This is a genomic window from Variovorax sp. GW823-FHT04B03 (genome assembly GCF_058796495.1).
In genome coordinates this window covers 1,630,295-1,654,192 of record NZ_JBXAIT010000001.1, presented here as the reverse complement: position 1 = coordinate 1,654,192, position 23,898 = coordinate 1,630,295, and the positions used below count along the sequence as shown (strand labels likewise).

The following is a 23,898-nucleotide window of genomic DNA, read 5'->3' as shown; positions in this document are numbered from 1 at the left end:
TTGCTCCTTCGGGCCCTTGCGGGTAGTCCGTCTTCCGTCAACCTGCCCCGTCCTCTTCGGATAGTGGGGCGCGCATGCCTTCAAGCTCCGACAGGAGCGTTTCTGGCAATTCCTTCATGTCGCGCAGCGCCTTGATGCGGCCACGCGTCTGTTCGTTGTCGTTGTTGATGAGCTGCACAGTGAGCTCGCCGACCTTCGCGTCGATCTCAGCCACCACCAGCGGCCACGCGGTCTTGGTGCGCTCCAGCCAGTCGGTGATGTAGGAAATCCGTACCGCGCTCATTGCGGCTCAACAGGTGGTTCGCCCAAAGAAAAACCGCCTTCAGGAGGCGGTTCGTTCGGGGAAATCTCATCTTGCGGAGGCATCGCAGGATCTGGCGGCATCTGCTCAGGTGGCCCGAGCTCTTCAGGCGCCGGCTCAGGCTGCGGGGGCTGTTGCTCCATCATGTGAGCCAGCGCCATCGCAACGGCCTGGTTCACCATGTCGGTGAGCGCGGTCTGATCCATGCCAGGCGCAGCAGCTACAGCGCTGTCCTTAGCCTTCTCGATGGCAAGCAGTGCATTGGCCTTGTCCGCGTCGATCTCGGCCTTCATGCGCTTGAATGACTCTTCCTCGGACTTATGCTGAGCCTTCTGCAGGTCTTGCTGGGTCTTCTGGAGCTCTTGCCCCATCTGCTCCATTTGCTCGGCAACCTGCATCATTCGCTGCTTCATCGGCTCGGGGATGTCGCCGCCTTCCTTGTCGTCCAGGATGGGCGACTCCTTGCCGATCTCCATCACTTCCCAAGTCTGGCGCAAGAGTTCTTTCGCATCGATCAGCGGCGCGGTGACGGGGTTGCCAAGCGCGAACTCCGAGAAGGCGCGGATCTTGTTCGTCAGCACTTCCTTTTGCATGAACGAGGCCGTGCCGGTGGCTTGCCAGTCCATGAAGGACGACTTGCCGAATTCCTTGATCTGCGCCCAGAGTTGGGCTGCTTCGTCGCCGTGGATCTTCTGCACCGTCTCAGGCGTCAGGTACTTGAGATTCCAGTCGATGTAGCACTCAACGATAGGCTCAATCCACATCGAATCGATGTTCTGGATCACCTCTTTCATCGGGAGCGAGCTCGCCGACATGATCATGGAGATGCCCGAAGCAGTCTTGTTCAGGTTGCGCGAGTCGTCGCCCTGCGTGTACTTGGTGATGCCAGTGTCATCGTCCGAGAACTGCTCAGACATGCGGATCACATCAATCCAGCCACCAGTGATGTCTGGCTCGACATGCATCTGGATAGCTGCCTGCTTCTGCTCGGGCGATAGGCCTGGCTTGAACTGGTAGACCTTGCCGGGGTACTTGCGGAAGTCCTCGGTCACAGCAAAGGCCGAGCGATCAACCGCCATCGTCCCAAGAAGGGCCATTCCCTTGCCTTCCATGAACAGGCGGAAGGCTGCGTTCGTGACCTTCTGGTGAGGCGCATTGTTCTCGGCGACGCCAACACCCCACATCTCGTGCTCGACAGCCTCATAGAGACAGCGATGGGCCGGGCTCTTGCCGCTGTAGGGGTTCTCCACCGCCTTCACGACGACACCACCAGCCATGATGATGATCGCGTCCACCATGTCGCCCATCTGGCGCTCTTCAGTCTCGGTGGCCAGCATCGTTTCGCTTGCATCAACGCTCTTCGACCACGCATCAAAGGTCGATGCGGGCACCTTGCCGAAGAAGCGCGCAACCTTGATGCGGTCGTTTTTGAACCAGTACTGAACGTTGCCGCGCATCTGCGAAGCCCGCTCCGAGCCAGTCTCATTGCCACGGTCGCCCGGGCCGATCATCGCCATCTCGACGTTCTTGTAGCTCTTGTCGCTCTTCCAGGCGGCTACCGTTGTCGGGCTCTCCATCGTGACCCAGAACACGCCGAGGCCGCTTGCTACCTCGCGGGCTTCCGGGTCCGGATACACATCCAGCGTGTTGCCGAGCTCGAAGTAAGGAAGGTCGAACTCGAACTTCTCTTCGGTCAGGCCCTCATCCGTCGCCAGCGTCTCGGTGATGACTTCCTTGCGCACGAACGGGCCGAACACAAAGCCGGTGCCGTAGGTCGCCAGCGTGTTCACGCCAGTCTTCAGCAGCTCCTTCATGTGCCCGCGCTCCATCTGCTCGGTGATGATGTCTTCCATCACGTCGGCAAAGGGTGCAAGCTTCTCGTTGGTCGGCGTGGTGTCGAACGGCATCTGGCCGCTGCCAAAAAGCGCATCCGTGATCTTTGCCCGGGCTGCACGCACCTTGTTGCGCGTGGAGCCGATGAACAGCCCCTTGGCCTTGCGCGAGCGTGCAGCACCTGTGCCGCTGGTGTCGTCGTCGCGCGGGATGCGGAGGACGTCCTGGTAGCACTCCAGCAGCTTCAGTTCCTGCGGCTTGCGAGCGTTCTCCCAATCGACAAGGCGTTGCTCAAGCAGCAAGCCTAGCGATGTGGTTTCTTGGAGCGTGTCGGCCATAGGTTAGAAGTAGAGTCCGTCTTGATCTGGTAGCTGTTGTTCGATTGGCGGACCGAAGTCCTTGCTCGGGAATGGCCTACGGCCACGGGCTAGATAGCGGAACCCGTCCGCGAAGTCACTTGCCCAGTCATGCAATGGCGTGTCGCTGAAGCGCTGTAGCTTCTCGTCCCAGATGCGCCGGTATTGCTTCAGCGCATCTAAAGCTCTCGTCATTCGTTGCTCGGCCTGTTCTGGTGTCTCATCATCAAAAGGCAGCGGGATCTCGTTGAACTCGCATAACGGCAGCATGTCCCGCACCGCTTGAATGCCATGCTCAACGCTTGCATCCCTATCCAGCACTCGCAAAGGCCTGATCCCCAACGATTCCGCTGTGACCTTGAGAGTCGCGTCGTTGACGTCTCGAATGTTCCTGTGGCCGCCGTCATGAGGCCAGATGTGATCTGCAAAAACGTAAGGTCGGGCGGCTAGCTTCTTGGCGTACCAGTCGATGCCAACGCCTGACCCTGAAATGCAATCGATGATGCGAACCCGCCCGCTTGTGGGTTGTTGGAAGCACCAGACCACAGTGCTATCGCCCGTCCCCAAGTCCCAAGCCGTTCCGACAGGCTCATTCGGAATCCATGGGAACAAGCCGATTCGCTTTTCTTTTAGCGCCTTCGACATATGAGAGCCGTAGTACGCGCCAGGGATAGAAGCGTCTGCATCGCAGTAGTACTCCTGATCGATGATGGCTTTTGCTTCTTCCTTGCCGCGCTCCGCCTCAAGCTCTCTGCGCTCCTTTTCGATGGAGTCCATCGAGATAGCGCCTGTATCCTCGACTGTCAGCGTCTCGCCGTACCAGTCGTCGGCCTTCTTTGCATACTCAACCAATTTGTGGAAGTGGTTTCGCCCCCGCGTGGTGCTGATGAACAGCGCCCACCCGCCGTTCTCCGCCAAGATGGGGCGCAGCATCGCCCATGCGGCGGGGTCGGCCAATGCGTACTCGCTGAACACAATCCCCACTGGCGGGGACCCAACCAAGCTGTTGTAGTTGTCGGAGCCAACAACCTGCCACGTTGATCCGTTCTTGAAACGGATGAACATGTCGTTCTCTCGGGTCGATTCACGGATCTCAGCCGGAAACGCGTCGTCAATGCGCCTGCGTCCCGTCCTCGGGTTCACAGCATCCCAGATGGCTTTGCGCGCCTGGTTGGCAAGCGGCAGCATGTGCCAGTACGGACCAACACGCTCCATGGAAGCAGTGGCAGTCCAATGTAAGCAGACATCATCCTTGCCTGCCCGCCTATGCCACGCTAGCGCCAACCTCTTTACACCACTCTCCAGAGCCGCCCATGCATTCATCTGGTACGGACGCGGCTCCCAGCCGTGAGCTGGAAGAATGATCTCGGTCATTGCGTCAGCTTGCGGACAGTCACATTGACGGAGCCGGAATGTTCTTGCTCCATCTTGTCTCGCCAATCCTTGGGCTTACGGTTCTTCAGCCAGAAGATGGCCGCCGTTGTGTCGGGCGGGTAGTACTTGCGGATCGGCGTTTGCACAATCGCATTAGCGACCACACGGATATCCACCTCTTCATGCTCGTAGCCGTTAGCCCTTGCGAACAGGCTTCGCTCTACCCGGTCGTCGGCCTCTTCCTTGCCAGCCTTTAGGGCCTGACAAAATTTGGCGTTCTCCCCTTTCCACCGGTACAAGGTACGCACATCAACGGCGAAGAAGTCGGCCATCTCAATGTCGGTTGCACCGAGCTTGCACAGCTTCTCTGCCTGGGCGACGAACTCGGGCTTGAACTTGGATGGTCGGCCTGCGGCCATGATGAATACTCCTTCGAGGCCTTGCGGCTAATTCGATGGTTGAAATGAAAAAGCCCGCCGATCTCGCGAAGGGCGGGCAAAGTGGCAACTGATAGAAACTGGCTAACAGGCCGAGCCGCCACCAATCAGCGAAAGTGCCTGCCTAATATCTGTAGCAACTGCAAGTTGCAAATCGGCCTGAGCGTGATTTCCCTCGGCGCGGCTGATGGGTTCGTTCGTCTCAACCGTGTCCAGCGCAACCTTCAATGAAGCGATTGCATGCTTGAGTGGGAATCGGTCTGACTTAGGGCCTCCAATTTCTCCGCCCCGGAAAAGCGACGCAAACGACGACCCAGGTTCTGCCTTGTGCATAGCCATCGCGACACGCTCCGCCGTTTCCTGGCTGGTGAACTCGCCCAGCGATGTGCAACTACCCCCAGACTCATCTAGCTTGTAGTGCGTCACGTTGTATCTCATCACCGGGCGCACCCGGAATTCGTTCTCAGTCATGTGAAGTCTCCGACCCCTCGGGGCCATTCCCGGAGGTTCAAAGCCACAGTGGCCGGGTCCAACAGTGATAGGTGCCGGGTCAGACCTGAGCTAATACAAGCCGGTGGTGGTCGATAGTCTGCCCGGCGAAAACGAAAAGGCCTCCGAGGATTTCTCCAAGGAGGCCTTGTTCTGGTTGGGTGGGCCACCCCACTCCGACACCATTGTCTTTCTGAGGGACTCTGTACTCCGCTGCAGGCGTGAACCTGAGCGGCTTGTGGGTTGATGGTGGCCCGTGACTTATCTGACTCGCCAACCCTCCCCGTTTTACAGGGGATGCTCTACTTTGAGCTAACGGGCTACCCGACTAGGTGTTCATTCACCATCACGGCTGCGGACTGTCACTGGCCAGTGCGATAACGACGGTATCCCGAGTTTCTGGATGCCTCCAGTAGAACTACGTCCCGTTCTCTCTGCCAATCCGCATGCGTGATGGGCCGCTTTTCCCTTCCGCCGACGCCCCAGCATCCTCACGGAAAGTTCGATTTATGCGTCTGCGCGGTCGATTGCGCGCGATCCTACACGATGTTTCTTTCGTGTGCAACTACTTTCTTCGATTGACCAGCATCGTCCTGCCACCGTGGACCAGTGCTGCCAGAACCTCGTAGGTCACAGCCAGTTCGCGCGCGGCTGCGGCTGGAGGCGCGTTCGTTCTGACATAGCTCCAGCGGATGGCATCCCGGTTCTTGCCCGGCAGATCGGCAACAGCTTTCTCCATGACGTGCCCATCCAAAGAATCCAGCGGGTCGCTCAGCTCAGGGGCATGCCACTGGCGTCCATGGGACTTGCCCATCTTCCAGATCGGGCCCACCCATGACGGTCGGCGGACCGAGACGTAGCGAGCCCAGTTCTCCAACCTCTTGTGGATGGCGTAGTGCTCCGGCTTCACCAGGTGGAAGTCGATTGGCTCGATCTTGGTCTTCATCAGCATCACAGCCCTTTCAGCCAATTGATATTCCACTCGCACACCAGTTCGTCGGCCCAATACCACTCATCAGGAAGCTTGCCCTCGCGACGTAGCCGGTAGTTGCGCCTGATGAGCGGCAGCAGGATCACATGCGCGATGAGCCACTTCACTCCCCTACCTCCAGTATTGAAGGGTCGATCACAGCTCGATGGAGAAGCGGACTTCGGAGATGCGGCCCGAGATGGACTCCACGAGGATGCGCAGGTTCTGGAGCTTGGCGCGCATCTCACTGCGGGGCGCTTCCGGCTCTTGACTGCCTTGCGCGGCCTTGGTGTTGCTTGCTGGCTGGCAGACCGGTTGGATTCGCTGAATTAGCCACTGCACCGATTGGTCGAGCTCAAGCGCTGCCCGCTCTAGCCGGTCGTACTCCACGTCAAGCATGGGCTTGTCTTGCAGCACCTTTTCGCCATAGTCGCGCGCCACCGCCTGTTGCTGCGCACTCGAATAATATGGGTCGCGGCACGCCGCCTGAATCGATTGATTGCCGATCATCTGGTTCACTTCAGTTTCCTTTAAGTTGCTTTTCCATGCGACGAAGCCTCTTGCCCATCACAGACTTGAAGCGCTTGTAGTAGTCCACGTCATGGCGGACGATCTGGTTCTGGCTCATCAGCCAATCCACCTTCTCCTGCCCGATCTTCTCGACCAGGCGAGGTCGATACGCTGCGATGTTTCCGCTCTTGAACAGGTTGCACTGTGCGCATGCCTTGTGAATGTTCCAGAGGTGAAACTGCACCGCTGACGCTGCCCCGTGGCTTCTGAAGTGCGACCCGTGCCATGCGCCCCCATAGTTGGCTGGCATGTGGCACGAGATGCACCCTTCATCCTTGTCCCTGATCCGCGCGATTGCCTGAACGATTGCGCGGCACTCCGCTTCCCACTCCGACGTCTTCTTCAGGCGCTCTCTCGTCTTTCGATCAAGAGCACGTTCGACCTTTAACTTTGCTTTCCGTTCCGCATCTGCCTTGCGTTTTTGCTTCTCTTGGAAGGCTGCTGTCCAAGGTTCGATGCAGTGTTGGTGAAGACGCTTGCCGCGCTCTTCTGCGGTGAACTTCACCTTGCAGTGCTTGCAGCGAGTGGGGAGGCGGGAGAGGGTCATGGCAACCCTACAAATTGGTAGGCTGAACGCGGCTTCACGGAACCAACAAAGAACTCTCTCTTTGCAAATGTTGATGTAGCTTTGACAACGGGCTCTTGCACGATCTGCCGTATCTCAACGCGATCACCATGGATCTCCACGATCTCCGCAAAGTACCAACCACCTCGGTTGCACACGCGCCATATCGCGCCGACCTTGATGGCCCAATCCATTACCGCGCCTCCGGTTCTGGATTCCAACTTGGCAGACTTCGCATGGCAGCCTCTGGGCATGAGAAGTTCATAGAGTGGGACCCCGGAACGCTCCACATCTCAACCGGCAATGGAAGAGTTGTCAGGAAATGGATAAATGCGCGCCCTCTGTTCGTCAGAGTTGGGCGGTCCAGGGTGAAGGTAGGCTCAACAAGCCCATCTCGAATGAACCCTTGTAGGGCCTCGATGCATGCGGGAGCATCACGCCGAGGCCATGGGTCGGCATGACAATGGAAATGCAAGATCATTTCGATCTGAAGCGGAGTCATACAACCTCCAATTCGTAGAACGTCACACCCAGCTCGCTCGCCGCATAGGCCTCGACCTGGGAACAGAACTCCGAGAACTCGACGGTAGACAGCGCAGTGCTACTCTTGCCGATGACCTCCCCGTTCGGCAATTGCTCCACGCCGATGAACATGCGCTTGAACTGCTCGTGCCATGTCTCAGTGCTGTAGAGGCGCCCGTGGATGGCTGCTTGGGCCGCGACTTGCGCCAGCACGCCGTTGCCCCAATAGCGCCGGTTCTGGGCCTTGGTGCGCTTCCTCGGGCCGATGGTCATGACCCAGCGGTGACCGCCCTGCAGGACTTGCGCGAGGAATGGGAAGGCCTGAGCCTTGATCGCGGCCCATGCTTGCTGGCGGTTGTGCAGTTCGATGGTGAGCGTGTTCAAAGCAGCGCCCTCCCCACCTTGCAAGACGCCTTCTCTGCCTTCACCCCCTGTACTGCAATCGTGAAGGTGTTAGCGATCAATAGGCCAAGGCAGCAGGCGAGCAACAGAGCGATGGTGTATCTCATGGCGATGCTCCCCATACCTGAGCCAGCATCGGCTGGCGCTCCATTGCAAGGCCTACCAGCGTCTCAGCCCTCTGCTCGCGCACATGTCTTTCGCGCTTCTTGCGCTCCAGCACCTTGCGGGGAGTTGGCGGATTGCTCAACGCCCGCTCACCGATGCTTGTCACCCTGTAGTGGATCGGCGGGAAGAACGATTCAATGCGCTTTGTTCGGCGAAGCGTTTTGATCGCTTCACGCACGTCGTGAGGTGACAGGCCGCTTTTCTCGGACAGCGCTTCGACACTGCCAATGCCCTGCATCAGCAACTCAAGGACTCGGCGTGAATTGGTCACGATGCGTCCTCCCCAACGATTGCACGGTAGACCTTGCGCCACAACTTCCCTTCTTCGGTGAACCATGGGTAGGGGCAGGCATCAAGGATGGTCTGGCCGAGCTTGGCAGCACGCTGGGCGTCGTTGGTCACGGCTTGAATGACGTACTCGGTCATGGCTTTCTCCCAAGCAGTTTGCTAGCGGCCACCTGGTGGGCGAGCGAAGCAGGACCAAGGTCGATACGCTGGATGAATCTGCCACCCTCTACATGCACATTGCGCATTGCACATGGGCAAAGAGGCTCTCCGTTCTGTGGGCCGATGCACCCACAAGGACTCACCATCTTCAGCTCTGGTGCAGCCTCTTGCAGCTTCTTTCGGAGGTAGTCACTCGGCTTCATGCAACCTCCTTGTGCTGGCTGGGCACTGGGAGCCGTTGCAGCGTTTCGTCTTGGGCGTCTTCTCCGGGGTCGCGGATGGGACGCAGTGACCAGTCGTATGCCAATATGAATTGATCTATCACTGGCTCGAAGAACCAAAGCGGGTCACCTTCTTCGCAAAACAATTCAGTCACACGAACAATCCGGCCAATAGACCTCTGTCCGGCCTTGGAGGATGGACGCACTACAACAGCCAAATCTCCCGGCTTGCAGTTCATACAGCCTCCTCCTCCTCGTCTTCCAGCACAGGACGCCCGCCATACCTCTTGCGTGCATCCTCCATCGAGTCAGCAGGTCCGAGCGTCTTCCAACTGACGTTGAAATACTCCACCTTGGTCAGCTTGCCTCTCAGGTACTCGGTGAAGAAGCCTGCAGAGGTGTATTGGGGTTTGAGGGCGGTGTACATGGTTGCTCCTTAGAAAGTGCATCCGATATGGAGCACACGTTTTTCCAACAGATATGCCGCATGGGCCTCTTCCGGCGTATCAAAGAAGCCAATGCACTTCTTCTTTCCGTTTGCCCTGATTTGCGACCGCCATCGACCAGACGGCTTATGCAGGGACACCCCCAAGAGGCCGGCTTTGTTGTTTGAATGAGCCTTGTGTTGGTTCTGAGAATTCATCGATTGGTCAACATCTCGGAGATTCACCCAACGGTTATCCCCCTTGTTCGTCATGGGTCATGCCTTGGCCTTCCTGTGGCGATGACCACCACTCAAGTCCTCGGGGATCTTTGTGCAGCCCGTGGCATCACCGAGGTACGCCAGAGCCCAGTCAACGTGATTGCCCTTCACGAACGCACCACGTTGAGCACGGTCAAGGATTCGGTGGGCGTAGACAGCCCAGCGGTCGGAGGATTCGCGGCCTCGGGTCATCAGTGCGCTCCTTGACGTTGTGCGGCGAGCGCCGCGAGATCGTTCAGCCCAAGACTCGGCATGGAGCGGCCACGAACCCGAGCCTTGTAGACATGCCATTGCTCAGCAATCTCATCCCATGCACCGATGCCCTTGGCGACACCTTCGGCCTCGATGGCTTGACGAGAATCTGGGTCAGCATTTCCTGAAGATTCAGGCGGAGGCGCAGCGCCGTTGAACACTCGGCCTCGCAACTTCGCCCAGTCTTCGCGCACGGCCTCCATGAACGCGTCATCCCAGTTCGCGTAGGTGTAGCCCTTGGCCGAAGCTTTGCGACGGAATGCGTCCAGGTGGGCATCGAGGTTTGCGTAGCCCTTCTCCTTCGCCCACGTCTTCACCCGATCCGAGACACCGAAGTCATCGGCCATGGCGGTCTTCACGGACTTCTTCCGAAACGAGGGGGAGCGAGCGACAGCGATAGGCGACGGTGGCGCCGTATCCACAATCCGGTATCCGGAATCAGAGAATCCGGAATCAGGCGATCTTGGCGATGTCTCGGCACTGCCTAGGTTGTGCTTGATCACTTCCTTGGTTGTGCCTTGTTCCATGCAAGGCAGTTCCGAGGCTGCTTCTCGGACGTGCGGAGTCTGGTGCCTGGAGAAGTTGACGATCTGGATGCAAGGCACACCCTTGGCTTCATACCGCGCGATGAATCCGGCCTTGTGGAGTTGATCCAACATAGCCCCAACATCAGTCGCGCGGTCGTAGGCAAGCGCCTGCGCTGCGATCCTCTTCGGTCGATCTTCCAAGCGCCCTTCCCTGTCTGCCAGCATCCACAAGTAGATGAACAGCAGACGGGTCACGGGCTCAAGCTCGGCCAACTCTTCGTTGTCCATGATGGCCGGCTTGATGTTCCGAGCACGGGCCACTACACAGCCTCCCAGACGCGGAAGCCGTTGCGCACCAGGTCATCGCCGCCGAGCTGGATCACGCGCGCGAGGCCCTGACGCTGCAGTTCAACCATGCGGCGGTCGATCTGCACAACAGTCAGCCCTGTGTACTTTGCGATCCACTCAGCCGTGCCAGAACCCTCATGGCGAAGCACGGAGAGGATGCGGCCTGCATGCGTATGCGCGAAGCACTGGGCCTCGGCTGCGGCAGCGTGTGACGTAGACGGGTCAGTGGCACGAGCGCGCGGCAGATCTGCCATGTCGTCCATGCCGTGAACCATTTCATCCGTTACGGAAGAGTTCACTGGGAGCCTCCATTGATCACTGCAAGCACAGCAGCACGGCCATAGAGGCGAAGTTCCCGACGCACTTCAGTGATCGCTTCTCGATGGTCGGCCGTCCCAACATGGAAGGTGGCCAGCGTGCCGCCGACGCGCGCGTAGACGTTGGTAGTTGCTCCGAATGGGTTCTTGATCGAAACCAAGTTCCCATATCCGTCATCGGCTAAGTTCATCTAGTCCTCCGAATCCGTAACGGATTTGTTCAACGACGTCGCGGCAGCATCTGAGCGATGCCGATCTTGCGAAGTCGATAACGTGCATCAAGCTCGGTCTGAGCCAGTCTGGTGGCCGCCTGCTCGACAGTGATGCCGTGCAGTCGGGCATATCGCTTGAGGTTCAGCAGCTGGGCTTCCGTCAAGTCGATGGCTTGGGTTTTGTCTCTCGTCACTGCACATTTCCGTTACGCGGCAGGCTCTACTGCGCTGCAAACTTGCTCGGGAAGAGTCACGACTGAAGCGCTCGCATTGCGAGGCCTTCGTCTTCATGATTCATGGCATGCATACGCGCCAATCCTTCCAAGACAAGCTCCCGCAAAAAGGCAGACTTCTGCTTTCCGTTGAACTCGGCAGCGGCCTCGGCCATGCGGTCTTCGACCTCGTTCAAGGACAGGTTGATGCGCTTCACGCGGAGATGGGTCGGATTTGCGTACATGGTCTTTCAAGCTCCCAGGTGGATGAACCCGCTCGCGAGTCGCTCAGCGGGAGGAATGGAAAGGGTTGGATTTCTGTTCATGACGCGGCGTTAATCGCGTTGGTCAGGCTTCTTGTTGAGCGCGACAAGCACACCAGCAGCAATGACGATTGCGCCAATGAGGGCAAGAACGGCTTGGAGGTAGAAGCAGCAGTTGGACATGAATCAGTCCTCCTGAGCGAAGCCGTAGAGGCCAATGCACGTAGCAATGAGGCCAATGGCGAAGGTCAAACCCAGCTCGCCCAGTCCTTTGGACAAGAGAGAGACGCCAACGGCTACGAAGATGAGCGCTATGAAGTGGTTCATAGGTCAGCCCCACAGCGCGTCGTAGCTGCCCTTGATGTCGGCGGGCACTTCGGCGCCAGCAATCAGTTCCAGGAACATGCAGCGCGTGCATCGACCCCAGCCGGATCCATCGCCGAGACGCGTGCCAAACCCGTTGCACACATCCTCGTCAGAGCAGGATGTGCGTTCGTGCTTCGGGTGAGCCTTGTTGAGAAGTTCCAGAGCGTCCATGGCCTACACCCCCTCCTTCACTTCCGTGCGGGTGCGGCGCTTGGGGGCGGCCAGCTCGGGCCAGATGTCTTTCCAGTCGTCGGGGCGAAGGTCGCGGCGCGAAACCACCCCGTTCGTCAGTCGCTCGATTGCGACGCAACTAGCTGGACTAGGCAGGGTTCCTCTGGCCTTCCAGTTGCTCACCACTGGCTGCCCGATCCCGAGCGCGTCCGCGAGCTTGCTCACGCCGCCAACCTGTTGAATCGCAATATCAAGGGCTTTCATGCCCCGAATGATCACTCAAGTGATTGAATTAGTCAACACCAAAGTGATTCACGCAAGTGATGAAATCCAAGCCATGGAAACTGTGGGCGTTCGGCTGAAGCGACTAAGGGAGGCGGCAGGCCTCTCTCAGGCCGAGCTCGCGCGACGCGCTGGCTACAAGAGCCAAGGCGCCATCGGAAACATAGAAGCCGGTGATCGTGGCTATGGCGATGGCGTCCTCAAAGTCGCCAAGGCTCTCGGCGTGGACCCCTACTACCTCGCTTGCGAGACGGACGAACTCGGCGTTGCGCCCCTGGTACTCTCCGCAGCCGACTCGATACGGTCGAAGACCACGGAGATCCTGAATATCGCTGCCGCGCTGCCATCCGATGTTAGGAAGAGCACCGCAGACATGCTGAGCAATTACATCCTTCACCCCGCAGCAAATAGCGACATGCTGCCAGTCCTGGTTGCACGTCTATCGGGGGAGTTCTCCACCGAGCGGGACAATCCCAGCCCTCGGGCGGCATAGGCACAAAGACTGCGTTCCGACTCTACAGGGTTCGGTAGTCGTTGTTTCTAAGTGTTTCTAACTAGTACGCCTTTATAACTATCCCATGAACATGGGAGCCCTCGGCAACGCGCGGTGCGCGAAAGGATGCGTCATGAAATCGGTCGCTTTTAAATCGGTCGCCTCTCTGTTCCTCTTGATTGCGGGCGCTGCAAATGCAGCTTGCTATGGGACAGGGGCCTTTCGAACTTGCATGGACAACAGCGGGAACACCTACACCGTCCAGCAATACGGGAACACCACTCAGGTCCAAGGAAGCAATGCTGCGACTGGCACCAACTGGAACCAGACTAGCCAGACTTATGGCGGCACCACCTATCAATCGGGTAACGCCAGCAATGGTCAAAACTGGAATCAGACGATTCAGACAATGCCCGGCATGACGACATATTCAGGCACCGATTCCCAAGGCAACAATTTCTTCAAAACCTGCACCGCCTACGGCTGCCAGTAACAAGGCGAGCCACCAAGATTAGAGCCCGCCGAGCGCGGGCTTTTTTGTGCCCCCAGGTTGGGATTGATCAATGGTTCATGGATACTTACCAGTGGGAGGAAGGCTGGACGGACAATTCTCGGCGTGACACGAGGAACCCGATCCTTCCTATGCCCCGGAGCGCCGGCCCGCGCTCCGTAAGGTGGTCAATGGCTAGAAAAGCCCCGCAGTCACGTTGCGGACTAGCCTATTGATGCCAGTAACCACCAAAGCACGATCACGCACAAACGCGGTCGAGCACCGGTGCTGCGACTGCATCTTCGCGGGAGACCCCATGAAGCTGCAAATTGCAGTCCAGGTTGAGAAAATGAAGGTGACTGTTTCGGTTCCGGCCGAGCTGATCATCTTCCTTCTTCTGCTCCTGGTTTGACGAAAAGCAGGCGGGGTTCGCTCCGCCTGCCCATCGTTACCCATTCCCCAAAGATCAACCCCAGCCTGGGGACCCTCGCAGATGCGAGGCGTGATCAGAGTTTACCCGATTCAATCACTTGAGTGTTGACAAGATCAATCACTTATGTGATCATTCTCCCATCGCATACCCAACCCCCAAGCCAGTAGCGATCCCGCTGGCGAACTGACCGGAAGCGTGAGGAAGGGGCAGGAACTGAGTTCCGCTGGTGTGTGGTGGAGAGTGATGTGATGGGCGGCCGCACGGAAGGACGTGCAACAACGGTTCATGTTTCTAGAGCACAGACGTTGTTTCCGCCGACATGCGATGGGCCAAGTAGCTGAAGGCTTATCGAGAGGCAAGTAGGAATCAAGCCCTACCCGTCCATCACATCGCTCTCCTCCCTCAACTCTGATGGAGAGCAGCATGAGCTACCAAGTAATCGACATCCAGACGAAGCAGCCAGTCGGCAAGCCGATGAGCAAGCAGGCAGCTCGTGCCAAGTGCGACCGCCTTGACCTGGCATACGGCGCCGTGCGCTTTGTGGTGAAGGCGGTGCAAGCATGAGCGCGCAGCACACGCCCGGACCTTGGGAGGCAAGAGACTCTGCAGGCGCTGGCCTTGGCATCTGGGCTGACCTCCGGCCCGCTCTCGGTGAGAAGTACTCCAAGGACTTCCCCATCTATGGGCAAGGTGCGCTGCCAGCGCCCAAAATTCAGATCGCCTACGAGCAGTGGGTCCAGTTCCCGAAGGCCGAATGGGATGCGATGCAAGCGGCGAACGCTCGCCTGATAGCTGCAGCACCTGATTTGCTGGAGATGCTCAGTATCGCTCGCAACTACATCGAGGCGACGGTTCTAAACGCCTCCAGCCCGAAGACGCGCGAGAACTACAGCGCTTGTCTCCGTCGAATTGATGACGCGCTTGCCAAGGCTCAAGGAGAAGCATCGTGAACGCATTCACCAACCTCCAACACCGCGAATTGCGTCTACGCAAAGCACGTGAAGAAATGCGCGCTGTTTACCGCGCTGGCGGGATGAGCGACCGCGAGCTGTTCGACATGGTGAATTTCCTCATCGGTCAATGCGCTCCAGAGCAGCAGGAATCGAAAGAAGGATTGCTGACGGTGGCGTGCGATCTTGATACGGAGTTGCCCGAAGCCGACGCATTCCATGGGCTTGGTGAAGCATCGCTTGACCCGTCCGACCGCTCGCCGTTCGCAGCCTTCCTGCCGTGGCCCGGACTTGCGAGGAACTCATGACCCGCACCGCTATTTGGCTCACTGCCATAGCTCTAGCAATAGGCATGAGCTACGACCCTGACGGTCCTACTACCAGTGATCTTCAGCTTGTTGCTGATGACGTTTTGCAAGCACCACGCGACCAAGCTGTCGCAATGAAGGAGTGACCTCATGAATCCAGAAGTGAAAGCGAAGTGGGTTACTGCACTGCGCAGCGGCGAGTACAAGCAAGGGCGAAACCGCCTACGTACCAAGGATTCGTTCTGCTGCCTTGGAGTGCTGTGCGACCTCTATTTGAAAGACGGACTTGGCGGAAAGTGGGATGACAGCCATGTCGGCGTCTCCTACGACGGCCAGCGGTTCGAGATTAGCGAGGGAGAGGGAAGCTCCTATGGATTGCCTTCTGCGGTATCAGTGTGGGCAGGCGTCCCTCGTGGTGCGCCCATGGTGCGCTGCGAGGAAGAGGGAGTTGCAGTCAGCATCGACGCATTGAACGATGGGGTGCGAGAAATCAGGCCCCGCACATTCGCCGAGCTCGCCGACATCATCGAGGAGCAGCTGTGAACTTCCTCAACAGCCCCATCGGCGACAACTCTCCCAATGCTTGGCTTGGCGATGTGTTCCTTGGAGCAATCGTCTGCCTGGTGCTGCTGGGTGTGTTCATGTGGGTGACGCAATGACCACCGAGAAAACCCACTATCGCAAGGCCTTCGATTCGCCCTACCTGAGTAGTGCCGACATCGTGGAACCCACCGTGCTGACCGTCCATCATGTTTCTCTTGAGATCGACAAGACCAAGAAGACGAAGGACATGTTCAACACGGCGCACTTCGCCGAGAAGGAGTTGCGTCCTGGCGAAAATCTCAAGCCGATGATATTGAACGCGACCAACAGTAAGACCATGAAGGGCCTCGTTGGTTCAGCCTTCATTGACGACTGGAAGGGCGTGCAGATCACGGTCTACGTTGACCCGAACGTCCGCTTCGGCAAAGAGTCTGTAGAAGGCCTGCGGATCAGCCCGCATGCGCCCGAGAAGAAGCATTTGCTGCCCAGCCATACCAAGGCTTGGGAGAACGCGAAAGCGGCCTACAAGCGCGATGGCAACCTGATCGCCGTTCTCTCTCGCGTGGACATCAGCCCGGAGCATCAAGAGCAACTGATGGACGAATGCAAGGAGCCGAGCGATGCGGTTTCATGACGTTCAGCAGAACACCGATGAATGGATGGCACTTCGCCTTGGCAAGGTGACGTGCTCCAACTTCGGATGTTTCATGGCGAACGATGGCAAGTCTTTCGGCGAGCCGGCGAAGAAGTACGCACTGCAGATCGCGCTGGAAATCGATACGGGGCGCAAGGCTGAGTACAGCTTCGGCAACGAGCACACCGAGCGCGGCCATGAACAGGAGCCGGTTGCCCGGATGCTGTACGAGCAAGAGCACTTCACGGACGTTGGCAACGGAGGCTTCTTCGACTGCGGGGACTACGGCGATTCGCCCGATGGCCTGGTGGGTGTTGACGGCGTGGTTGAGATCAAGTCGGTGATTGCTCCTACGCACTACGCCACCCTGCGGCGCGGCAGCTTTGACCCGGCTTACCGCTGGCAACTCGTCGGCCATCTGGACTGCACCGGTCGCGACTGGGTGGACTTCATCAGCTACTGCGCCGACTTTCGGGATGACCAGCAGTTGATCGTTCACCGCCTGCATCGCAACGACTGTCTCGCAGAGATCGAGCGCCTGAACGAGCGCCGCGCCGAATTCCTCGCCTACGTGCGTGAAACCCTCAAAACCATTCAAGGATGACCATGGCCGAGTACGACAACACCAACCGAGGCGTTCTTTTCGAGAACGACCGCAAGGAAACCGAAAAGCACCCAGACATGACCGGCTCGCTGAACATCAATGGCGTTGAGCACTGGTTCAGCGGCTGGTGGAAAGAGGGGAAGCGCGGCGAGTTTCTGTCGCTCAGCATTGGCAATCCGAAGGACGCTCAAGGCGCTGCACCAGCACCCCAGCCTTCACGACGCGGGCGATCCAGTTCACCTGCCGCGCCCGCCGCTGCTCCTGCTAGCCCGTCGTCAGGCTTTGACGATATGGACGATGACATCCCGTTCTAGGACCCCACCATGCCCACCAACAGCAACAACGAAACGATCTCTGCGCACGACGAGGGAGAGGACTTGCCCCGGATGGGCGGTAGCGAGCGCGAAGCATTTGAAGCGTGGATCAAGCCGCGCCCATGGGTTGAGTTCAGCGACTACGCATGGCAAGCGTGGCAAGCCCGTGCCGCTCTTCCCGCCGCCCCTCAAAGCGATGGATGGAGGCTCGTCCCAAAGATTGGCGCGCTGGTCAAAGCTGACCACCCTGTTACCTGCCTGAACCCATCCGAGTACTTCGAAGTCTCCGAGATTCGTATTGATGGCGGTGGACGAATTTCTGTGCGCGGCGAGGAAACCTGCTGGTTCGGCCTCGGACTCATCTCGGCAGCCCCTGCCACCCAGCCCGAAGGACAGAGCCATGGCGAATGAACGCGATCAGGCCTACAAGGTCATCCGCACTGACGGCTACGCCCTTCAGGACGGCGGCAGCGAGCAACACCCCTATGTGCGCGGCGTCGTTCGCACTCCGCTCGGCTATGTCTCCGTCTACTCGGAAGGCAGGCACACAGCCCTCTCGATCATTCATGACGGCTACGAGGTCACGCGGATGTTTGATCGCGGATACACCAAGCGGGGCCTCGTGACGCTGGCTCGCCGCTTCATTGAGGAAATGCAGCCATGAGCAACAACGACAAGACCGCCCTCACCTCCCCCGTAGCGCCCGAGCAGGTAGTGGCGGCAGCACCTGCTCCCGGCACAGTGACGATGAGCGACGTTTGGTTGAGAGAGCGCGCCGACGAGTTGGTGAAGAAGATTCACGCACGCATCGGTACGTGGGGCGAACAGCGAAAGTCCATCCTCGATTTTGCGCGAGAGTTTGCCGCCCTCAACCAGCCCGCACCAGCGGCACCCCTGCTCATGCAGGACGAGAACTCGGGCCGTGATGGTCGCCGCTACAACGAATGGCATGCGTCGCGACCTGATGCGCGGCTCAATGCTCGTGAGGCGGCAGCGGCAATGGAGGGGGGCTATCCGCCTCTTCCTCAAGACCTGTTGTTCAACACCATGAACAACGTGAGCTACTACAGAGCCGAGCAGATGCGCGCCTACGTCGATGCCGACCGCGCACTTCGCCCTGCAGCGACACCGGCCGCACCGAGCGCGGGGGAAATCAGGGCGGCTTTCGAAGAGGGCTACTGGGCCAACAACCGCCGCGCCTTTGACGGCGAAACGATGGACGATCTGTGGTGGGTAGGAAGCCGTGCCTATGCCGCCCTCGCACAGCCCGCGCCCGTGCAGGCAGGAGCACAGCAGGCGGCGGAGAGCGATGTGTGCCAAGTCATCTATGCGACCTTAAAGCCCGGTCAATCTCATCCGCACCCATTCTTCTATGAAGAAGAAAAATGGAAGGCTGAAGAAAACGCAAAAGAGTCGGGGGATTGCGTTCTCGAATATCGACTCGCCGCCCCCACTCAGGCAGGGGCGGGAGATGCGAAGGGAGGTGCGTGATGGCACTGCGCTGGAAAAAGAACGCGGCTGAGACAGGCCTTCGGCGCATCGGGGCTGGCCCACGAGGCAGCCGGCTACGTCTCGACGGTGACCTTGAGCTCGCCTCTGTCTCGGCCCTTCGCGAGGGCTTCCAGACGCGCGGGTGGTACTGGACCGCCGCGAAAAACGCAGCGCTCGGGATCGAATGGCGGAACACCTGCAACGCGCTGGTGCCGACGGAGCAAGAGGCGAAGGACGAGGCCATGGCGTACATCCGCGCCGCACTCAAGGGCGCGAGCCCTTCCGAGGGGGATGCATGAAAAGCGCCACAGAGCTATCCACTGCCTCCGCTGGAGAGGCGTTCACCTACGGCATGGTAGACAGCGTGCCGTTCCCGCCGCGCATCCTTGACCTGCTGAATGACGTTGCCGACCGAAATCCGCCCGATGGATTCGGCGTCTTCCAAGACGGCAACGGAGAGCCGATGCAAGACGACGCAGACGCTGCCCTGACGTGGATCGAAGCGCGCACTGCATCACCAGCACCAGGGCGGACGCCGCTGACGGAAGCCGATCTGCTTGGCAAGCAAGTCTGGATCGAAGCTGTGATGGAGGCCACCCCATGACCCACCCCACAGAAGTGAAGCTGCCCGAGAGCCTGGAGGTGGTGGCCGTTGTCAGCGAACGCGGCCTATCGCGACTCGCCACCGGCAACGCACATTGCGTGCATGCCTACGCGAAGGTCGTGGACGAGGACGATCAGCGTCTCGTCCGTCTCTCCGACGCCGAATCCGCCCTCAAGTCCCGTGACGCGGAGATCGAGCGGCTGAGGGGCGTCGTTGTCGAGACGCGCCGCGTGCTGGAGCAAGAGAACCGCAAAGGCGTCTTCAGCGCGATCCGAGACACCCTCTGGCGCGGACCGGCTGAAACGCTGTTCGACTACCTTGACGCCGCCATCGATCAGGCCCGAGCAGAGGGCGGGGAGGCGGCCGCTATTCCTTCGGACGGGCGCGATCTATGAGCGCGCGCAGCCACTCCATGCCGCCCTGCGCGTCAAAGGCGTCCCATTGCTCGGCATTGAGCTTGATGACCCGCTGCTTCAATGCCGCGCCAGTTGCGTCGGAGCGCCGCTCTGCGCTGCTGATGAGGTTGTACGAAAGCGCTGGGCCACAGGCCCGAATCAGAGCCTTCTCGTCGTCATGTCGATGCCAAACCTCGCGGTCGGTCTGGAATCGCGCGACGACTTCGAAAGAGAAAGACTCCGGCCCGTCCATAGACCAATCCCTTTGGAGGGCTGCGTTGTGATGCTTCCCGCGATTCAGCATCGTGCGGTGGTAGCTGAAACGTTGCACCAAGTTCCGCGTGCAGCCGATGTAGCTGCGCCCAGTTCGGGTGTGAGTGATTCGGTATGTGCCGCCGGCTGTCACTCTGGATCTTTTGCTTTCTTGATCTTTTCTCGCACCCATACGGCGCCCCCTAGTCGCTTGCACTTGTCCCACTCCGCATCAGTCATGCGGATGGGCCGGTTTTTCATCAGTTCGCCCGAGGCACTCGCAGGCTTTCGGCCCTGCCCCCTATCGCCTGGTGGACGTGGTGTTTTTGGTTCCATGGCACGAATGATAACGCATATGCAAAAACAACTTGCAATTTTGATTTCGCATCCGCATAATCAATGCACTGATTCACAGGAGCGCACCATGGCAATCGAAGGCACCACATTCACCGTCGCAGGCACCAGCGATTACCCGGTGTGCGATTGCTGCGGCAAGACCAACCTGACCCGCGCAGTGATGGTTCGCAACGAGCACGGCGAAGAATTCAACGTCGGCTGCATCTGTGCGTCGAAGGTTCTGCGCCAGCGCTATCAAGGCAAGAGCCTGCGCATCAGCACCGCTGCCGTGATCTCCATGGGGAAGGCTGCAAAGGCTTCTCCCGAATGGAAGACCCGCAACGGCTACAGCGCCCACAGCTTCCAGTTGGTGGCCGCATGAGCAGCCTCTCCTTGGAACAGATGAACGACTTGCTCGCCAAGCTGAACAGGCTTGGCGCGATCAATGATGAGCAGGAGCGCGCATCGACTGCACGCCGAGAAGCGAGTGACCGATGGAATTCCGCTCGCGAGGAATACGCGCGACTTCACGCCGAAATCGTTGCTCAGTATGGCGAACAGAACGCCCCCTACTGGATCGATTCGCTGCGTGGTCCGCGCGTGACCAATGCTGCTGCAAAGGAGCCCTCATGACCACCACCGAAGCCTTCGAGGCGCTGATGCCGGAGCCGGCAGTGCACGCGGTCTACGCCACTGCGAAGAACACGCCAGCAGTGAAGAGCGGCACCGAGATGTCCGGCTACATGAAGTCGCCCGACCTCTACACCGCCGAGCAGATGCGCGCGATGTTCGACGCCGCAACAGAGCGCGCCGCAAAGCAGGAGCGCGAAGATGGCGTGTGCATCGTCTCCTACGCCTTGCCGACTGACCCGCACGACCTCGATGAGGTGCGCATTGAGCGCGCGCGGCAGATCGAGGGGCCTGCCCTCTGGGCAGTTCGACGCTCTGGCGATGTGCTCAACAAGCAAGGCGAGTGGGAATGGGAGCCGAGGCCGAGCGGCCGTGACGATGAATTCCTCGCGCGCGCACGCTTCGACACTGCCGAGGAAGCTATTGCCGCTGCAATCAGAGCGCGAGACGAGGGGGTGAGGGGATGAGCTGCGAACACTGCACCGACCCCGACGGCGTGCCGTGCTTCCCGATGTACGGCATCGGCCCGCACATGCACATCCGACCGTTTGGTGGGACCGTCATCCTGCCCGGCCCCGCAATCCCCGGATATACGTCCAACCCCGATGAGCCCGGCTTCGGCGTGCACTGGTGCCCGCATTGCGGCGATGGAAAACCCGAAACCCTGGCCGCCGAGATCGGCCGGGCTGAGGATGGGAGAGAGAAGAAATGAGCGCACGACGTGTATCCCTTTCGCTGTGGGCTGAACGGCAGTTCGATCCAACCCCGACTGATCGAACCCTGCGACGCTGGGCAAAGGCGGGGCAGATCATCCCAGCCCCCATCAAGATCGGAAAGACCTGGTACGTGGAGCCTGCTGCACGACACATTGAAGAGGCCATGGCCGCCCCATCCCTGATGAACCGACTGAGGGCCGTCTGATGGCAGCGCGCCCCCGCGTGCAGTCACGTAAGGACTGGCCTCGTGGTCTGCAGGAGTCCCGGCCCGGGTACTTCGTCTGGATGAACCCGATCACCAAGGCGGCCATCTCGATTGGCCGGGTCCCGCTCCCCAGCGCGAAGATGCAGGCCATTGAGGCGAATCTTTGGGCCTCCCAGCAGATGGGGGCTGCGCGTCTGATTGATCGGCTGCAACAGCAGGACAAGACCGTGGGGGGGTGGCTGGATGAATGGCTCAAAACCCTCACCCATGCCGACAACACCATGAGGTCCTATCGATCCACGGTCAAGGCCATCAAGGAGCAAATCGGCGAGCATGCGCTTGCACGCCTAACTGTGAAAGACTGCGACGAGGCGGTGACAGCCATCGCCAAGGGCCGAGGCGACCGAACAGCGGGCGTCGCGCGCTCCGTCATGTCCACAGCGTTTCGCAAGGCCATCACGAAGGGCCTGATGCCATCGAATCCGGTGGATGTTGTAGAGGCCCCAACGGTCGAGGTGGTGCGCCAGCGCTTCACATGGGAGACGTTCTCCAAGGTGTGGGAAGCGCTGCAGCAGGCGCCTGTCTGGCTGCGCAATGCAACAGCCCTTGCTCTGCTGACTGGCCAGCGCCGCGAGGACATCGCCGAGCTTCAGTTCGGCGACGTGGTGGGCGATTACTTGCGCGTGGTTCCGATCAAGAACCGAGGCATGGTGAAGCTAGAAATCCCCATCGATCTACGCATGGACAGGTTCGGCCTGAGCATCAAGGAACAGATTGCGATCTGCCGCCGAACTGGGGTAGTGAGCAAGTTCATGGTTCACCAGACGCAGCCGCATGGCAACAGTCCGCCAGGCCGAAAGATCTGGCGCGACACTGTGACCCGACGCTTCACCGACTACGTGGTCATTGCGCTCGGGGAAGGCGAGAACCTGCCAACCTTCCACGAGCTGCGCAGCCTCTCCAAGCGGGCCTACATGGAGCAAGGTGGGGTGGACACGAAAGCGCTGCTTGGGCACACGACCGAGCAGACCGCCGCGCTGTATGGCAATGCCAGAGGCGCCGAATTCCAGCGCGTCCATATCGGATGATTTCTACCGAATTTCGACCGAGTTTCTACCGATTTATATTTCTCAGAGGGGGAATTGAGATCGACGTGTGCTGCCGGTGCACACGAACAAGATGGCGGGGGTGCTTGGTTTCATGCGCGTCGACTATAGGCACAGAGGGCAGGCATTCGGCATAGGCCGCCCTACCCCTGGCATCCCCCAGTCGGGGGATGCCACGAGGGAGCGAGGGCGAATCGCACCCTCCCTCACCAATGGACAGCTCCCATATCTTCGGTATCGCCTGACACAACTCCTTGCGCTTCACTACGGCCCATGGTCAGTGCAAAGGAGGTCACGATGCCCCGACCCAGTCTTCACAGCGCGAGCATCACGCTGAAACTCCCCTTCGACATGAGCGCCGCGCAAGAGGTCGAGGCCCTGCGCGCCGCTGGCATTCCGGTGGACGACCTGGGCAATGCCATCTCGGGCTTCCTGTTCGTGCGCTTCAGCAACGGCTGGCGCAGCGACTCGAACATCTTCCGCTGGTTTCCGGCCCCTATCGAACGCAGCGCGAACGAGGCCCGGCTCCACGCCACGCAGCCCCGGCGCAGCCTGTTGCTTCATGCCAAGGGTTGACGCTGGCAATGATGCGGTGCAACAATCCGGAAGTCATCATTTCGGAGCCCCGTGCGTGGACAGTGCCAGTTGGATCAGTGACAAGACGCGTGCCTCGGCAGGCGTGACACCCCCGGCCCTCTAGCGCAGGCAGCTCCCGCGCTGGCGGCCGCCGTGTCCGCAGCGCGAACCCCTTGCCCCTCGGGCAAGCGGCTCCCCCTACCGATTCCCGTTGTTCTTCGTCGCTGACTTTGTCAGTCAGCTTGCGTGCGTCCGTGCGCGAGGCCCTTCAGCGTGAAGGAGCCTTGTCATGCGCCAGTTTCAGATTCGTCCGCTGCATCCGCAGGTGCGACCGTCGCACGGTCGTCCGTCGGCGCACGCCGGTGCGCCTGTGCGCGTGAACCCGGCACCGCACGTCGACGACGAGCAGGCCCTGGACCGCGCCGCCGCGCTGTGGACCACGCGCCGCATCCGCAGCTTCTTCCTGCTGCTCGACCCACCCGGCCACGGCACCACGCGCCGCTGAAGCCCGCC

The 23,898-nt window shown here is 59.6% G+C and carries 46 protein-coding genes; 23 read left to right on the top strand and 23 right to left on the bottom strand.

All coding sequences use genetic code 11. The features are described from left to right. Window positions 1–37 precede the first annotated feature (37 nt). The 22 genes from AC1RAD_RS07710 to AC1RAD_RS07605 all read right to left on the bottom strand — a co-directional run bounded on the left by AC1RAD_RS07710 (window position 38) and on the right by AC1RAD_RS07605 (window position 12,287). Window positions 38–283, bottom strand: a complete 246-nt coding sequence (locus tag AC1RAD_RS07710) for a hypothetical protein (protein ID WP_492734381.1) — start codon at window positions 281–283, stop codon at window positions 38–40. Next, entirely contained in the window at window positions 280–2,472 is a 2,193-nt protein-coding gene (locus AC1RAD_RS07705; protein WP_492734380.1) for a portal protein, read from the bottom strand. Before AC1RAD_RS07705 ends, AC1RAD_RS07710 begins: the two co-directional genes overlap by 4 nt. A gap of 3 nt (window positions 2,473–2,475) precedes the next feature. Continuing rightward, window positions 2,476–3,864, bottom strand: a complete 1,389-nt coding sequence (locus AC1RAD_RS07700; protein WP_492734379.1) for a hypothetical protein — start codon at window positions 3,862–3,864, stop codon at window positions 2,476–2,478. Further along, complete coding sequence (locus tag AC1RAD_RS07695) at window positions 3,861–4,283, bottom strand: terminase (RefSeq protein WP_492734378.1); 423 nt, start codon at window positions 4,281–4,283, stop codon at window positions 3,861–3,863. The genes AC1RAD_RS07700 and AC1RAD_RS07695 overlap by 4 nt, the downstream gene beginning before the upstream one ends. 102 nt (window positions 4,284–4,385) lie before the next feature. Next, window positions 4,386–4,772 carry a hypothetical protein gene (locus AC1RAD_RS07690; protein WP_492734376.1) on the bottom strand — a complete coding sequence of 129 codons (387 nt, stop codon included), beginning with the start codon at window positions 4,770–4,772 and terminating at the stop codon, window positions 4,386–4,388. Between the two features lie 583 nt (window positions 4,773–5,355). Beyond that, window positions 5,356–5,742 carry a hypothetical protein gene (locus AC1RAD_RS07685; protein ID WP_492734375.1) on the bottom strand — a complete coding sequence of 129 codons (387 nt, stop codon included), beginning with the start codon at window positions 5,740–5,742 and terminating at the stop codon, window positions 5,356–5,358. Continuing rightward, complete coding sequence (locus tag AC1RAD_RS07680; protein WP_492734374.1) at window positions 5,742–5,888, bottom strand: hypothetical protein; 147 nt, start codon at window positions 5,886–5,888, stop codon at window positions 5,742–5,744. Before AC1RAD_RS07680 ends, AC1RAD_RS07685 begins: the two co-directional genes overlap by 1 nt. Window positions 5,889–5,916: 28 nt before the next feature. Beyond that, a complete protein-coding gene (locus AC1RAD_RS07675) occupies window positions 5,917–6,279 on the bottom strand; it encodes a hypothetical protein (RefSeq protein WP_492734373.1) in 363 nt (120 codons plus the stop codon). Window position 6,280: 1 nt separating this feature from the next. Then, window positions 6,281–6,877: a recombination protein NinG gene (locus AC1RAD_RS07670; RefSeq protein WP_492734372.1), complete on the bottom strand. Its 597-nt coding sequence runs from the start codon at window positions 6,875–6,877 to the stop codon at window positions 6,281–6,283. After that, window positions 6,874–7,089 (bottom strand): hypothetical protein, encoded by a 216-nt coding sequence (locus AC1RAD_RS07665; RefSeq protein ID WP_492734371.1) that lies wholly within the window; start codon window positions 7,087–7,089, stop codon window positions 6,874–6,876. The genes AC1RAD_RS07670 and AC1RAD_RS07665 overlap by 4 nt, the downstream gene beginning before the upstream one ends. A 304-nt stretch (window positions 7,090–7,393) precedes the next feature. Continuing rightward, window positions 7,394–7,801, bottom strand: a complete 408-nt coding sequence (locus AC1RAD_RS07660) for a recombination protein NinB (protein ID WP_492734370.1) — start codon at window positions 7,799–7,801, stop codon at window positions 7,394–7,396. A 121-nt stretch (window positions 7,802–7,922) separates the two neighbouring features. Beyond that, entirely contained in the window at window positions 7,923–8,255 is a 333-nt protein-coding gene (locus AC1RAD_RS07655) for a hypothetical protein (RefSeq protein WP_492734369.1), read from the bottom strand. Next, entirely contained in the window at window positions 8,252–8,410 is a 159-nt protein-coding gene (locus tag AC1RAD_RS07650) for a hypothetical protein (protein ID WP_492734367.1), read from the bottom strand. Before AC1RAD_RS07650 ends, AC1RAD_RS07655 begins: the two co-directional genes overlap by 4 nt. A 220-nt stretch (window positions 8,411–8,630) precedes the next feature. Beyond that, window positions 8,631–8,891 (bottom strand): hypothetical protein, encoded by a 261-nt coding sequence (locus AC1RAD_RS07645; RefSeq protein WP_492734366.1) that lies wholly within the window; start codon window positions 8,889–8,891, stop codon window positions 8,631–8,633. After that, a complete protein-coding gene (locus AC1RAD_RS07640) occupies window positions 8,888–9,079 on the bottom strand; it encodes a hypothetical protein (protein ID WP_492734365.1) in 192 nt (63 codons plus the stop codon). Before AC1RAD_RS07640 ends, AC1RAD_RS07645 begins: the two co-directional genes overlap by 4 nt. A 467-nt stretch (window positions 9,080–9,546) precedes the next feature. Further along, window positions 9,547–10,422, bottom strand: a complete 876-nt coding sequence (locus tag AC1RAD_RS07635; protein WP_492734364.1) for a hypothetical protein — start codon at window positions 10,420–10,422, stop codon at window positions 9,547–9,549. A gap of 32 nt (window positions 10,423–10,454) precedes the next feature. Further along, the gene (locus tag AC1RAD_RS07630; RefSeq protein ID WP_492734363.1) at window positions 10,455–10,781 is read right to left on the bottom strand and encodes a hypothetical protein; all 327 of its coding nucleotides are present in this window, start codon (window positions 10,779–10,781) and stop codon (window positions 10,455–10,457) included. Next, the gene (locus AC1RAD_RS07625) at window positions 10,778–10,990 is read right to left on the bottom strand and encodes a hypothetical protein (RefSeq protein WP_492734362.1); all 213 of its coding nucleotides are present in this window, start codon (window positions 10,988–10,990) and stop codon (window positions 10,778–10,780) included. The genes AC1RAD_RS07630 and AC1RAD_RS07625 overlap by 4 nt, the downstream gene beginning before the upstream one ends. Before the next feature lie 29 nt (window positions 10,991–11,019). Beyond that, on the bottom strand, window positions 11,020–11,205 hold the full coding sequence (locus AC1RAD_RS07620; protein ID WP_492734361.1) for a hypothetical protein: 186 nt from the start codon (window positions 11,203–11,205) through the stop codon (window positions 11,020–11,022). Window positions 11,206–11,261: 56 nt separating this feature from the next. After that, entirely contained in the window at window positions 11,262–11,441 is a 180-nt protein-coding gene (locus AC1RAD_RS07615) for a hypothetical protein (protein ID WP_492734360.1), read from the bottom strand. 375 nt (window positions 11,442–11,816) lie between these two features. Continuing rightward, complete coding sequence (locus tag AC1RAD_RS07610) at window positions 11,817–12,023, bottom strand: hypothetical protein (RefSeq protein ID WP_492734358.1); 207 nt, start codon at window positions 12,021–12,023, stop codon at window positions 11,817–11,819. Window positions 12,024–12,026: 3 nt separating this feature from the next. Then, window positions 12,027–12,287 carry a transcriptional regulator gene (locus AC1RAD_RS07605; protein ID WP_492734357.1) on the bottom strand — a complete coding sequence of 87 codons (261 nt, stop codon included), beginning with the start codon at window positions 12,285–12,287 and terminating at the stop codon, window positions 12,027–12,029. Between AC1RAD_RS07605 and AC1RAD_RS07600 the strand changes: the two genes are divergently transcribed. The 15 genes from AC1RAD_RS07600 (at window position 12,286) to AC1RAD_RS07530 (ending at window position 19,564) form a co-directional block, all read left to right on the top strand. Beyond that, window positions 12,286–12,798: a helix-turn-helix domain-containing protein gene (locus tag AC1RAD_RS07600; RefSeq protein WP_492734356.1), complete on the top strand. Its 513-nt coding sequence runs from the start codon at window positions 12,286–12,288 to the stop codon at window positions 12,796–12,798. The two genes, AC1RAD_RS07605 and AC1RAD_RS07600, sit on opposite strands and share 2 nt — an antisense overlap. Window positions 12,799–12,931: 133 nt before the next feature. Then, window positions 12,932–13,291, top strand: coding sequence for a hypothetical protein (locus tag AC1RAD_RS07595; protein WP_492734355.1), 360 nt, complete (start codon window positions 12,932–12,934; stop codon window positions 13,289–13,291). 853 nt (window positions 13,292–14,144) lie between these two features. Further along, complete coding sequence (locus AC1RAD_RS07590; protein WP_492734354.1) at window positions 14,145–14,285, top strand: hypothetical protein; 141 nt, start codon at window positions 14,145–14,147, stop codon at window positions 14,283–14,285. Then, on the top strand, window positions 14,282–14,671 hold the full coding sequence (locus AC1RAD_RS07585) for an XkdD/Y8K6 family phage-associated protein (protein WP_492734353.1): 390 nt from the start codon (window positions 14,282–14,284) through the stop codon (window positions 14,669–14,671). Before AC1RAD_RS07590 ends, AC1RAD_RS07585 begins: the two co-directional genes overlap by 4 nt. Further along, on the top strand, window positions 14,668–14,979 hold the full coding sequence (locus AC1RAD_RS07580; RefSeq protein WP_492734352.1) for a hypothetical protein: 312 nt from the start codon (window positions 14,668–14,670) through the stop codon (window positions 14,977–14,979). Before AC1RAD_RS07585 ends, AC1RAD_RS07580 begins: the two co-directional genes overlap by 4 nt. 150 nt (window positions 14,980–15,129) lie before the next feature. Then, window positions 15,130–15,522: a hypothetical protein gene (locus AC1RAD_RS07575; protein ID WP_492734351.1), complete on the top strand. Its 393-nt coding sequence runs from the start codon at window positions 15,130–15,132 to the stop codon at window positions 15,520–15,522. 112 nt (window positions 15,523–15,634) lie between these two features. Continuing rightward, the gene (locus AC1RAD_RS07570) at window positions 15,635–16,156 is read left to right on the top strand and encodes a hypothetical protein (protein WP_492734350.1); all 522 of its coding nucleotides are present in this window, start codon (window positions 15,635–15,637) and stop codon (window positions 16,154–16,156) included. Next, on the top strand, window positions 16,143–16,760 hold the full coding sequence (locus tag AC1RAD_RS07565; RefSeq protein WP_492734349.1) for a YqaJ viral recombinase family protein: 618 nt from the start codon (window positions 16,143–16,145) through the stop codon (window positions 16,758–16,760). The genes AC1RAD_RS07570 and AC1RAD_RS07565 overlap by 14 nt, the downstream gene beginning before the upstream one ends. 2 nt (window positions 16,761–16,762) lie before the next feature. Beyond that, window positions 16,763–17,074 (top strand): hypothetical protein, encoded by a 312-nt coding sequence (locus AC1RAD_RS07560; RefSeq protein ID WP_492734348.1) that lies wholly within the window; start codon window positions 16,763–16,765, stop codon window positions 17,072–17,074. 9 nt (window positions 17,075–17,083) lie between these two features. Next, entirely contained in the window at window positions 17,084–17,485 is a 402-nt protein-coding gene (locus tag AC1RAD_RS07555; protein WP_492734347.1) for a hypothetical protein, read from the top strand. Then, window positions 17,475–17,738 (top strand): hypothetical protein, encoded by a 264-nt coding sequence (locus tag AC1RAD_RS07550; RefSeq protein ID WP_492734346.1) that lies wholly within the window; start codon window positions 17,475–17,477, stop codon window positions 17,736–17,738. Before AC1RAD_RS07555 ends, AC1RAD_RS07550 begins: the two co-directional genes overlap by 11 nt. After that, window positions 17,735–18,565, top strand: a complete 831-nt coding sequence (locus AC1RAD_RS07545) for a hypothetical protein (RefSeq protein ID WP_492734345.1) — start codon at window positions 17,735–17,737, stop codon at window positions 18,563–18,565. Before AC1RAD_RS07550 ends, AC1RAD_RS07545 begins: the two co-directional genes overlap by 4 nt. Beyond that, on the top strand, window positions 18,565–18,864 hold the full coding sequence (locus tag AC1RAD_RS07540) for a hypothetical protein (RefSeq protein WP_492734344.1): 300 nt from the start codon (window positions 18,565–18,567) through the stop codon (window positions 18,862–18,864). Before AC1RAD_RS07545 ends, AC1RAD_RS07540 begins: the two co-directional genes overlap by 1 nt. Continuing rightward, complete coding sequence (locus AC1RAD_RS07535; protein ID WP_492734343.1) at window positions 18,861–19,169, top strand: hypothetical protein; 309 nt, start codon at window positions 18,861–18,863, stop codon at window positions 19,167–19,169. Before AC1RAD_RS07540 ends, AC1RAD_RS07535 begins: the two co-directional genes overlap by 4 nt. Beyond that, window positions 19,166–19,564 (top strand): hypothetical protein, encoded by a 399-nt coding sequence (locus AC1RAD_RS07530; protein WP_492734342.1) that lies wholly within the window; start codon window positions 19,166–19,168, stop codon window positions 19,562–19,564. The genes AC1RAD_RS07535 and AC1RAD_RS07530 overlap by 4 nt, the downstream gene beginning before the upstream one ends. On the opposite strand, the gene AC1RAD_RS07525 is transcribed toward AC1RAD_RS07530, so the two are convergent. Then, window positions 19,536–20,009 (bottom strand): GIY-YIG nuclease family protein, encoded by a 474-nt coding sequence (locus AC1RAD_RS07525; RefSeq protein ID WP_492734341.1) that lies wholly within the window; start codon window positions 20,007–20,009, stop codon window positions 19,536–19,538. The two genes, AC1RAD_RS07530 and AC1RAD_RS07525, sit on opposite strands and share 29 nt — an antisense overlap. Before the next feature lie 162 nt (window positions 20,010–20,171). Here AC1RAD_RS07525 and AC1RAD_RS07520 point away from each other — a divergent pair, with 162 nt between their 5' ends. From AC1RAD_RS07520 to AC1RAD_RS07485, 8 genes are all read left to right on the top strand, one after another. Next, the gene (locus AC1RAD_RS07520; RefSeq protein ID WP_492734340.1) at window positions 20,172–20,534 is read left to right on the top strand and encodes a hypothetical protein; all 363 of its coding nucleotides are present in this window, start codon (window positions 20,172–20,174) and stop codon (window positions 20,532–20,534) included. Continuing rightward, window positions 20,531–20,785, top strand: coding sequence for a hypothetical protein (locus tag AC1RAD_RS07515; RefSeq protein WP_492734339.1), 255 nt, complete (start codon window positions 20,531–20,533; stop codon window positions 20,783–20,785). Before AC1RAD_RS07520 ends, AC1RAD_RS07515 begins: the two co-directional genes overlap by 4 nt. Continuing rightward, the gene (locus AC1RAD_RS07510; RefSeq protein WP_492734338.1) at window positions 20,782–21,249 is read left to right on the top strand and encodes a hypothetical protein; all 468 of its coding nucleotides are present in this window, start codon (window positions 20,782–20,784) and stop codon (window positions 21,247–21,249) included. Before AC1RAD_RS07515 ends, AC1RAD_RS07510 begins: the two co-directional genes overlap by 4 nt. Then, window positions 21,246–21,494: a hypothetical protein gene (locus AC1RAD_RS07505; RefSeq protein ID WP_492734337.1), complete on the top strand. Its 249-nt coding sequence runs from the start codon at window positions 21,246–21,248 to the stop codon at window positions 21,492–21,494. Before AC1RAD_RS07510 ends, AC1RAD_RS07505 begins: the two co-directional genes overlap by 4 nt. Next, window positions 21,491–21,703: an excisionase gene (locus tag AC1RAD_RS07500; protein WP_492734336.1), complete on the top strand. Its 213-nt coding sequence runs from the start codon at window positions 21,491–21,493 to the stop codon at window positions 21,701–21,703. Before AC1RAD_RS07505 ends, AC1RAD_RS07500 begins: the two co-directional genes overlap by 4 nt. An 80-nt stretch (window positions 21,704–21,783) precedes the next feature. Next, window positions 21,784–22,791, top strand: coding sequence for a tyrosine-type recombinase/integrase (locus AC1RAD_RS07495; RefSeq protein WP_492734335.1), 1,008 nt, complete (start codon window positions 21,784–21,786; stop codon window positions 22,789–22,791). 315 nt (window positions 22,792–23,106) lie between these two features. Beyond that, a complete protein-coding gene (locus tag AC1RAD_RS07490; protein ID WP_235926727.1) occupies window positions 23,107–23,385 on the top strand; it encodes a hypothetical protein in 279 nt (92 codons plus the stop codon). Between the two features lie 289 nt (window positions 23,386–23,674). Continuing rightward, window positions 23,675–23,890, top strand: coding sequence for a hypothetical protein (locus AC1RAD_RS07485; RefSeq protein WP_095744190.1), 216 nt, complete (start codon window positions 23,675–23,677; stop codon window positions 23,888–23,890). Window positions 23,891–23,898: the final 8 nt, after the last annotated feature.

Coding starts and splice junctions, on each gene's coding strand:
- AC1RAD_RS07710 (WP_492734381.1), bottom strand. CDS start 283: ATGAGCGCGGTACGGATTTCCTACATCACCGACTGGCTGGAGCGCACC.
- AC1RAD_RS07670 (WP_492734372.1), bottom strand. CDS start 6,877: ATGACCCTCTCCCGCCTCCCCACTCGCTGCAAGCACTGCAAGGTGAAG.
- AC1RAD_RS07540 (WP_492734344.1), top strand. CDS start 18,565: ATGGCACTGCGCTGGAAAAAGAACGCGGCTGAGACAGGCCTTCGGCGC.
- AC1RAD_RS07690 (WP_492734376.1), bottom strand. CDS start 4,772: ATGACTGAGAACGAATTCCGGGTGCGCCCGGTGATGAGATACAACGTG.
- AC1RAD_RS07520 (WP_492734340.1), top strand. CDS start 20,172: ATGCAAAAACAACTTGCAATTTTGATTTCGCATCCGCATAATCAATGC.
- AC1RAD_RS07700 (WP_492734379.1), bottom strand. CDS start 3,864: ATGACCGAGATCATTCTTCCAGCTCACGGCTGGGAGCCGCGTCCGTAC.
- AC1RAD_RS07705 (WP_492734380.1), bottom strand. CDS start 2,472: ATGGCCGACACGCTCCAAGAAACCACATCGCTAGGCTTGCTGCTTGAG.
- AC1RAD_RS07555 (WP_492734347.1), top strand. CDS start 17,084: ATGCCCACCAACAGCAACAACGAAACGATCTCTGCGCACGACGAGGGA.
- AC1RAD_RS07665 (WP_492734371.1), bottom strand. CDS start 7,089: ATGGATTGGGCCATCAAGGTCGGCGCGATATGGCGCGTGTGCAACCGA.
- AC1RAD_RS07575 (WP_492734351.1), top strand. CDS start 15,130: ATGAATCCAGAAGTGAAAGCGAAGTGGGTTACTGCACTGCGCAGCGGC.
- AC1RAD_RS07600 (WP_492734356.1), top strand. CDS start 12,286: ATGCCCCGAATGATCACTCAAGTGATTGAATTAGTCAACACCAAAGTG.
- AC1RAD_RS07635 (WP_492734364.1), bottom strand. CDS start 10,422: ATGGACAACGAAGAGTTGGCCGAGCTTGAGCCCGTGACCCGTCTGCTG.
- AC1RAD_RS07585 (WP_492734353.1), top strand. CDS start 14,282: ATGAGCGCGCAGCACACGCCCGGACCTTGGGAGGCAAGAGACTCTGCA.
- AC1RAD_RS07595 (WP_492734355.1), top strand. CDS start 12,932: ATGAAATCGGTCGCTTTTAAATCGGTCGCCTCTCTGTTCCTCTTGATT.
- AC1RAD_RS07570 (WP_492734350.1), top strand. CDS start 15,635: ATGACCACCGAGAAAACCCACTATCGCAAGGCCTTCGATTCGCCCTAC.
- AC1RAD_RS07610 (WP_492734358.1), bottom strand. CDS start 12,023: ATGGACGCTCTGGAACTTCTCAACAAGGCTCACCCGAAGCACGAACGC.
- AC1RAD_RS07495 (WP_492734335.1), top strand. CDS start 21,784: ATGAACCCGATCACCAAGGCGGCCATCTCGATTGGCCGGGTCCCGCTC.
- AC1RAD_RS07545 (WP_492734345.1), top strand. CDS start 17,735: ATGAGCAACAACGACAAGACCGCCCTCACCTCCCCCGTAGCGCCCGAG.
- AC1RAD_RS07535 (WP_492734343.1), top strand. CDS start 18,861: ATGAAAAGCGCCACAGAGCTATCCACTGCCTCCGCTGGAGAGGCGTTC.
- AC1RAD_RS07560 (WP_492734348.1), top strand. CDS start 16,763: ATGGCCGAGTACGACAACACCAACCGAGGCGTTCTTTTCGAGAACGAC.
- AC1RAD_RS07650 (WP_492734367.1), bottom strand. CDS start 8,410: ATGACCGAGTACGTCATTCAAGCCGTGACCAACGACGCCCAGCGTGCT.
- AC1RAD_RS07685 (WP_492734375.1), bottom strand. CDS start 5,742: ATGCTGATGAAGACCAAGATCGAGCCAATCGACTTCCACCTGGTGAAG.
- AC1RAD_RS07590 (WP_492734354.1), top strand. CDS start 14,145: ATGAGCTACCAAGTAATCGACATCCAGACGAAGCAGCCAGTCGGCAAG.
- AC1RAD_RS07530 (WP_492734342.1), top strand. CDS start 19,166: ATGACCCACCCCACAGAAGTGAAGCTGCCCGAGAGCCTGGAGGTGGTG.
- AC1RAD_RS07515 (WP_492734339.1), top strand. CDS start 20,531: ATGAGCAGCCTCTCCTTGGAACAGATGAACGACTTGCTCGCCAAGCTG.
- AC1RAD_RS07500 (WP_492734336.1), top strand. CDS start 21,491: ATGAGCGCACGACGTGTATCCCTTTCGCTGTGGGCTGAACGGCAGTTC.
- AC1RAD_RS07490 (WP_235926727.1), top strand. CDS start 23,107: ATGCCCCGACCCAGTCTTCACAGCGCGAGCATCACGCTGAAACTCCCC.
- AC1RAD_RS07625 (WP_492734362.1), bottom strand. CDS start 10,990: ATGAACTTAGCCGATGACGGATATGGGAACTTGGTTTCGATCAAGAAC.
- AC1RAD_RS07485 (WP_095744190.1), top strand. CDS start 23,675: ATGCGCCAGTTTCAGATTCGTCCGCTGCATCCGCAGGTGCGACCGTCG.
- AC1RAD_RS07550 (WP_492734346.1), top strand. CDS start 17,475: ATGGCGAATGAACGCGATCAGGCCTACAAGGTCATCCGCACTGACGGC.
- AC1RAD_RS07565 (WP_492734349.1), top strand. CDS start 16,143: ATGCGGTTTCATGACGTTCAGCAGAACACCGATGAATGGATGGCACTT.
- AC1RAD_RS07525 (WP_492734341.1), bottom strand. CDS start 20,009: ATGGGTGCGAGAAAAGATCAAGAAAGCAAAAGATCCAGAGTGACAGCC.
- AC1RAD_RS07510 (WP_492734338.1), top strand. CDS start 20,782: ATGACCACCACCGAAGCCTTCGAGGCGCTGATGCCGGAGCCGGCAGTG.
- AC1RAD_RS07645 (WP_492734366.1), bottom strand. CDS start 8,891: ATGAACTGCAAGCCGGGAGATTTGGCTGTTGTAGTGCGTCCATCCTCC.
- AC1RAD_RS07640 (WP_492734365.1), bottom strand. CDS start 9,079: ATGTACACCGCCCTCAAACCCCAATACACCTCTGCAGGCTTCTTCACC.
- AC1RAD_RS07605 (WP_492734357.1), bottom strand. CDS start 12,287: ATGAAAGCCCTTGATATTGCGATTCAACAGGTTGGCGGCGTGAGCAAG.
- AC1RAD_RS07695 (WP_492734378.1), bottom strand. CDS start 4,283: ATGGCCGCAGGCCGACCATCCAAGTTCAAGCCCGAGTTCGTCGCCCAG.
- AC1RAD_RS07505 (WP_492734337.1), top strand. CDS start 21,246: ATGAGCTGCGAACACTGCACCGACCCCGACGGCGTGCCGTGCTTCCCG.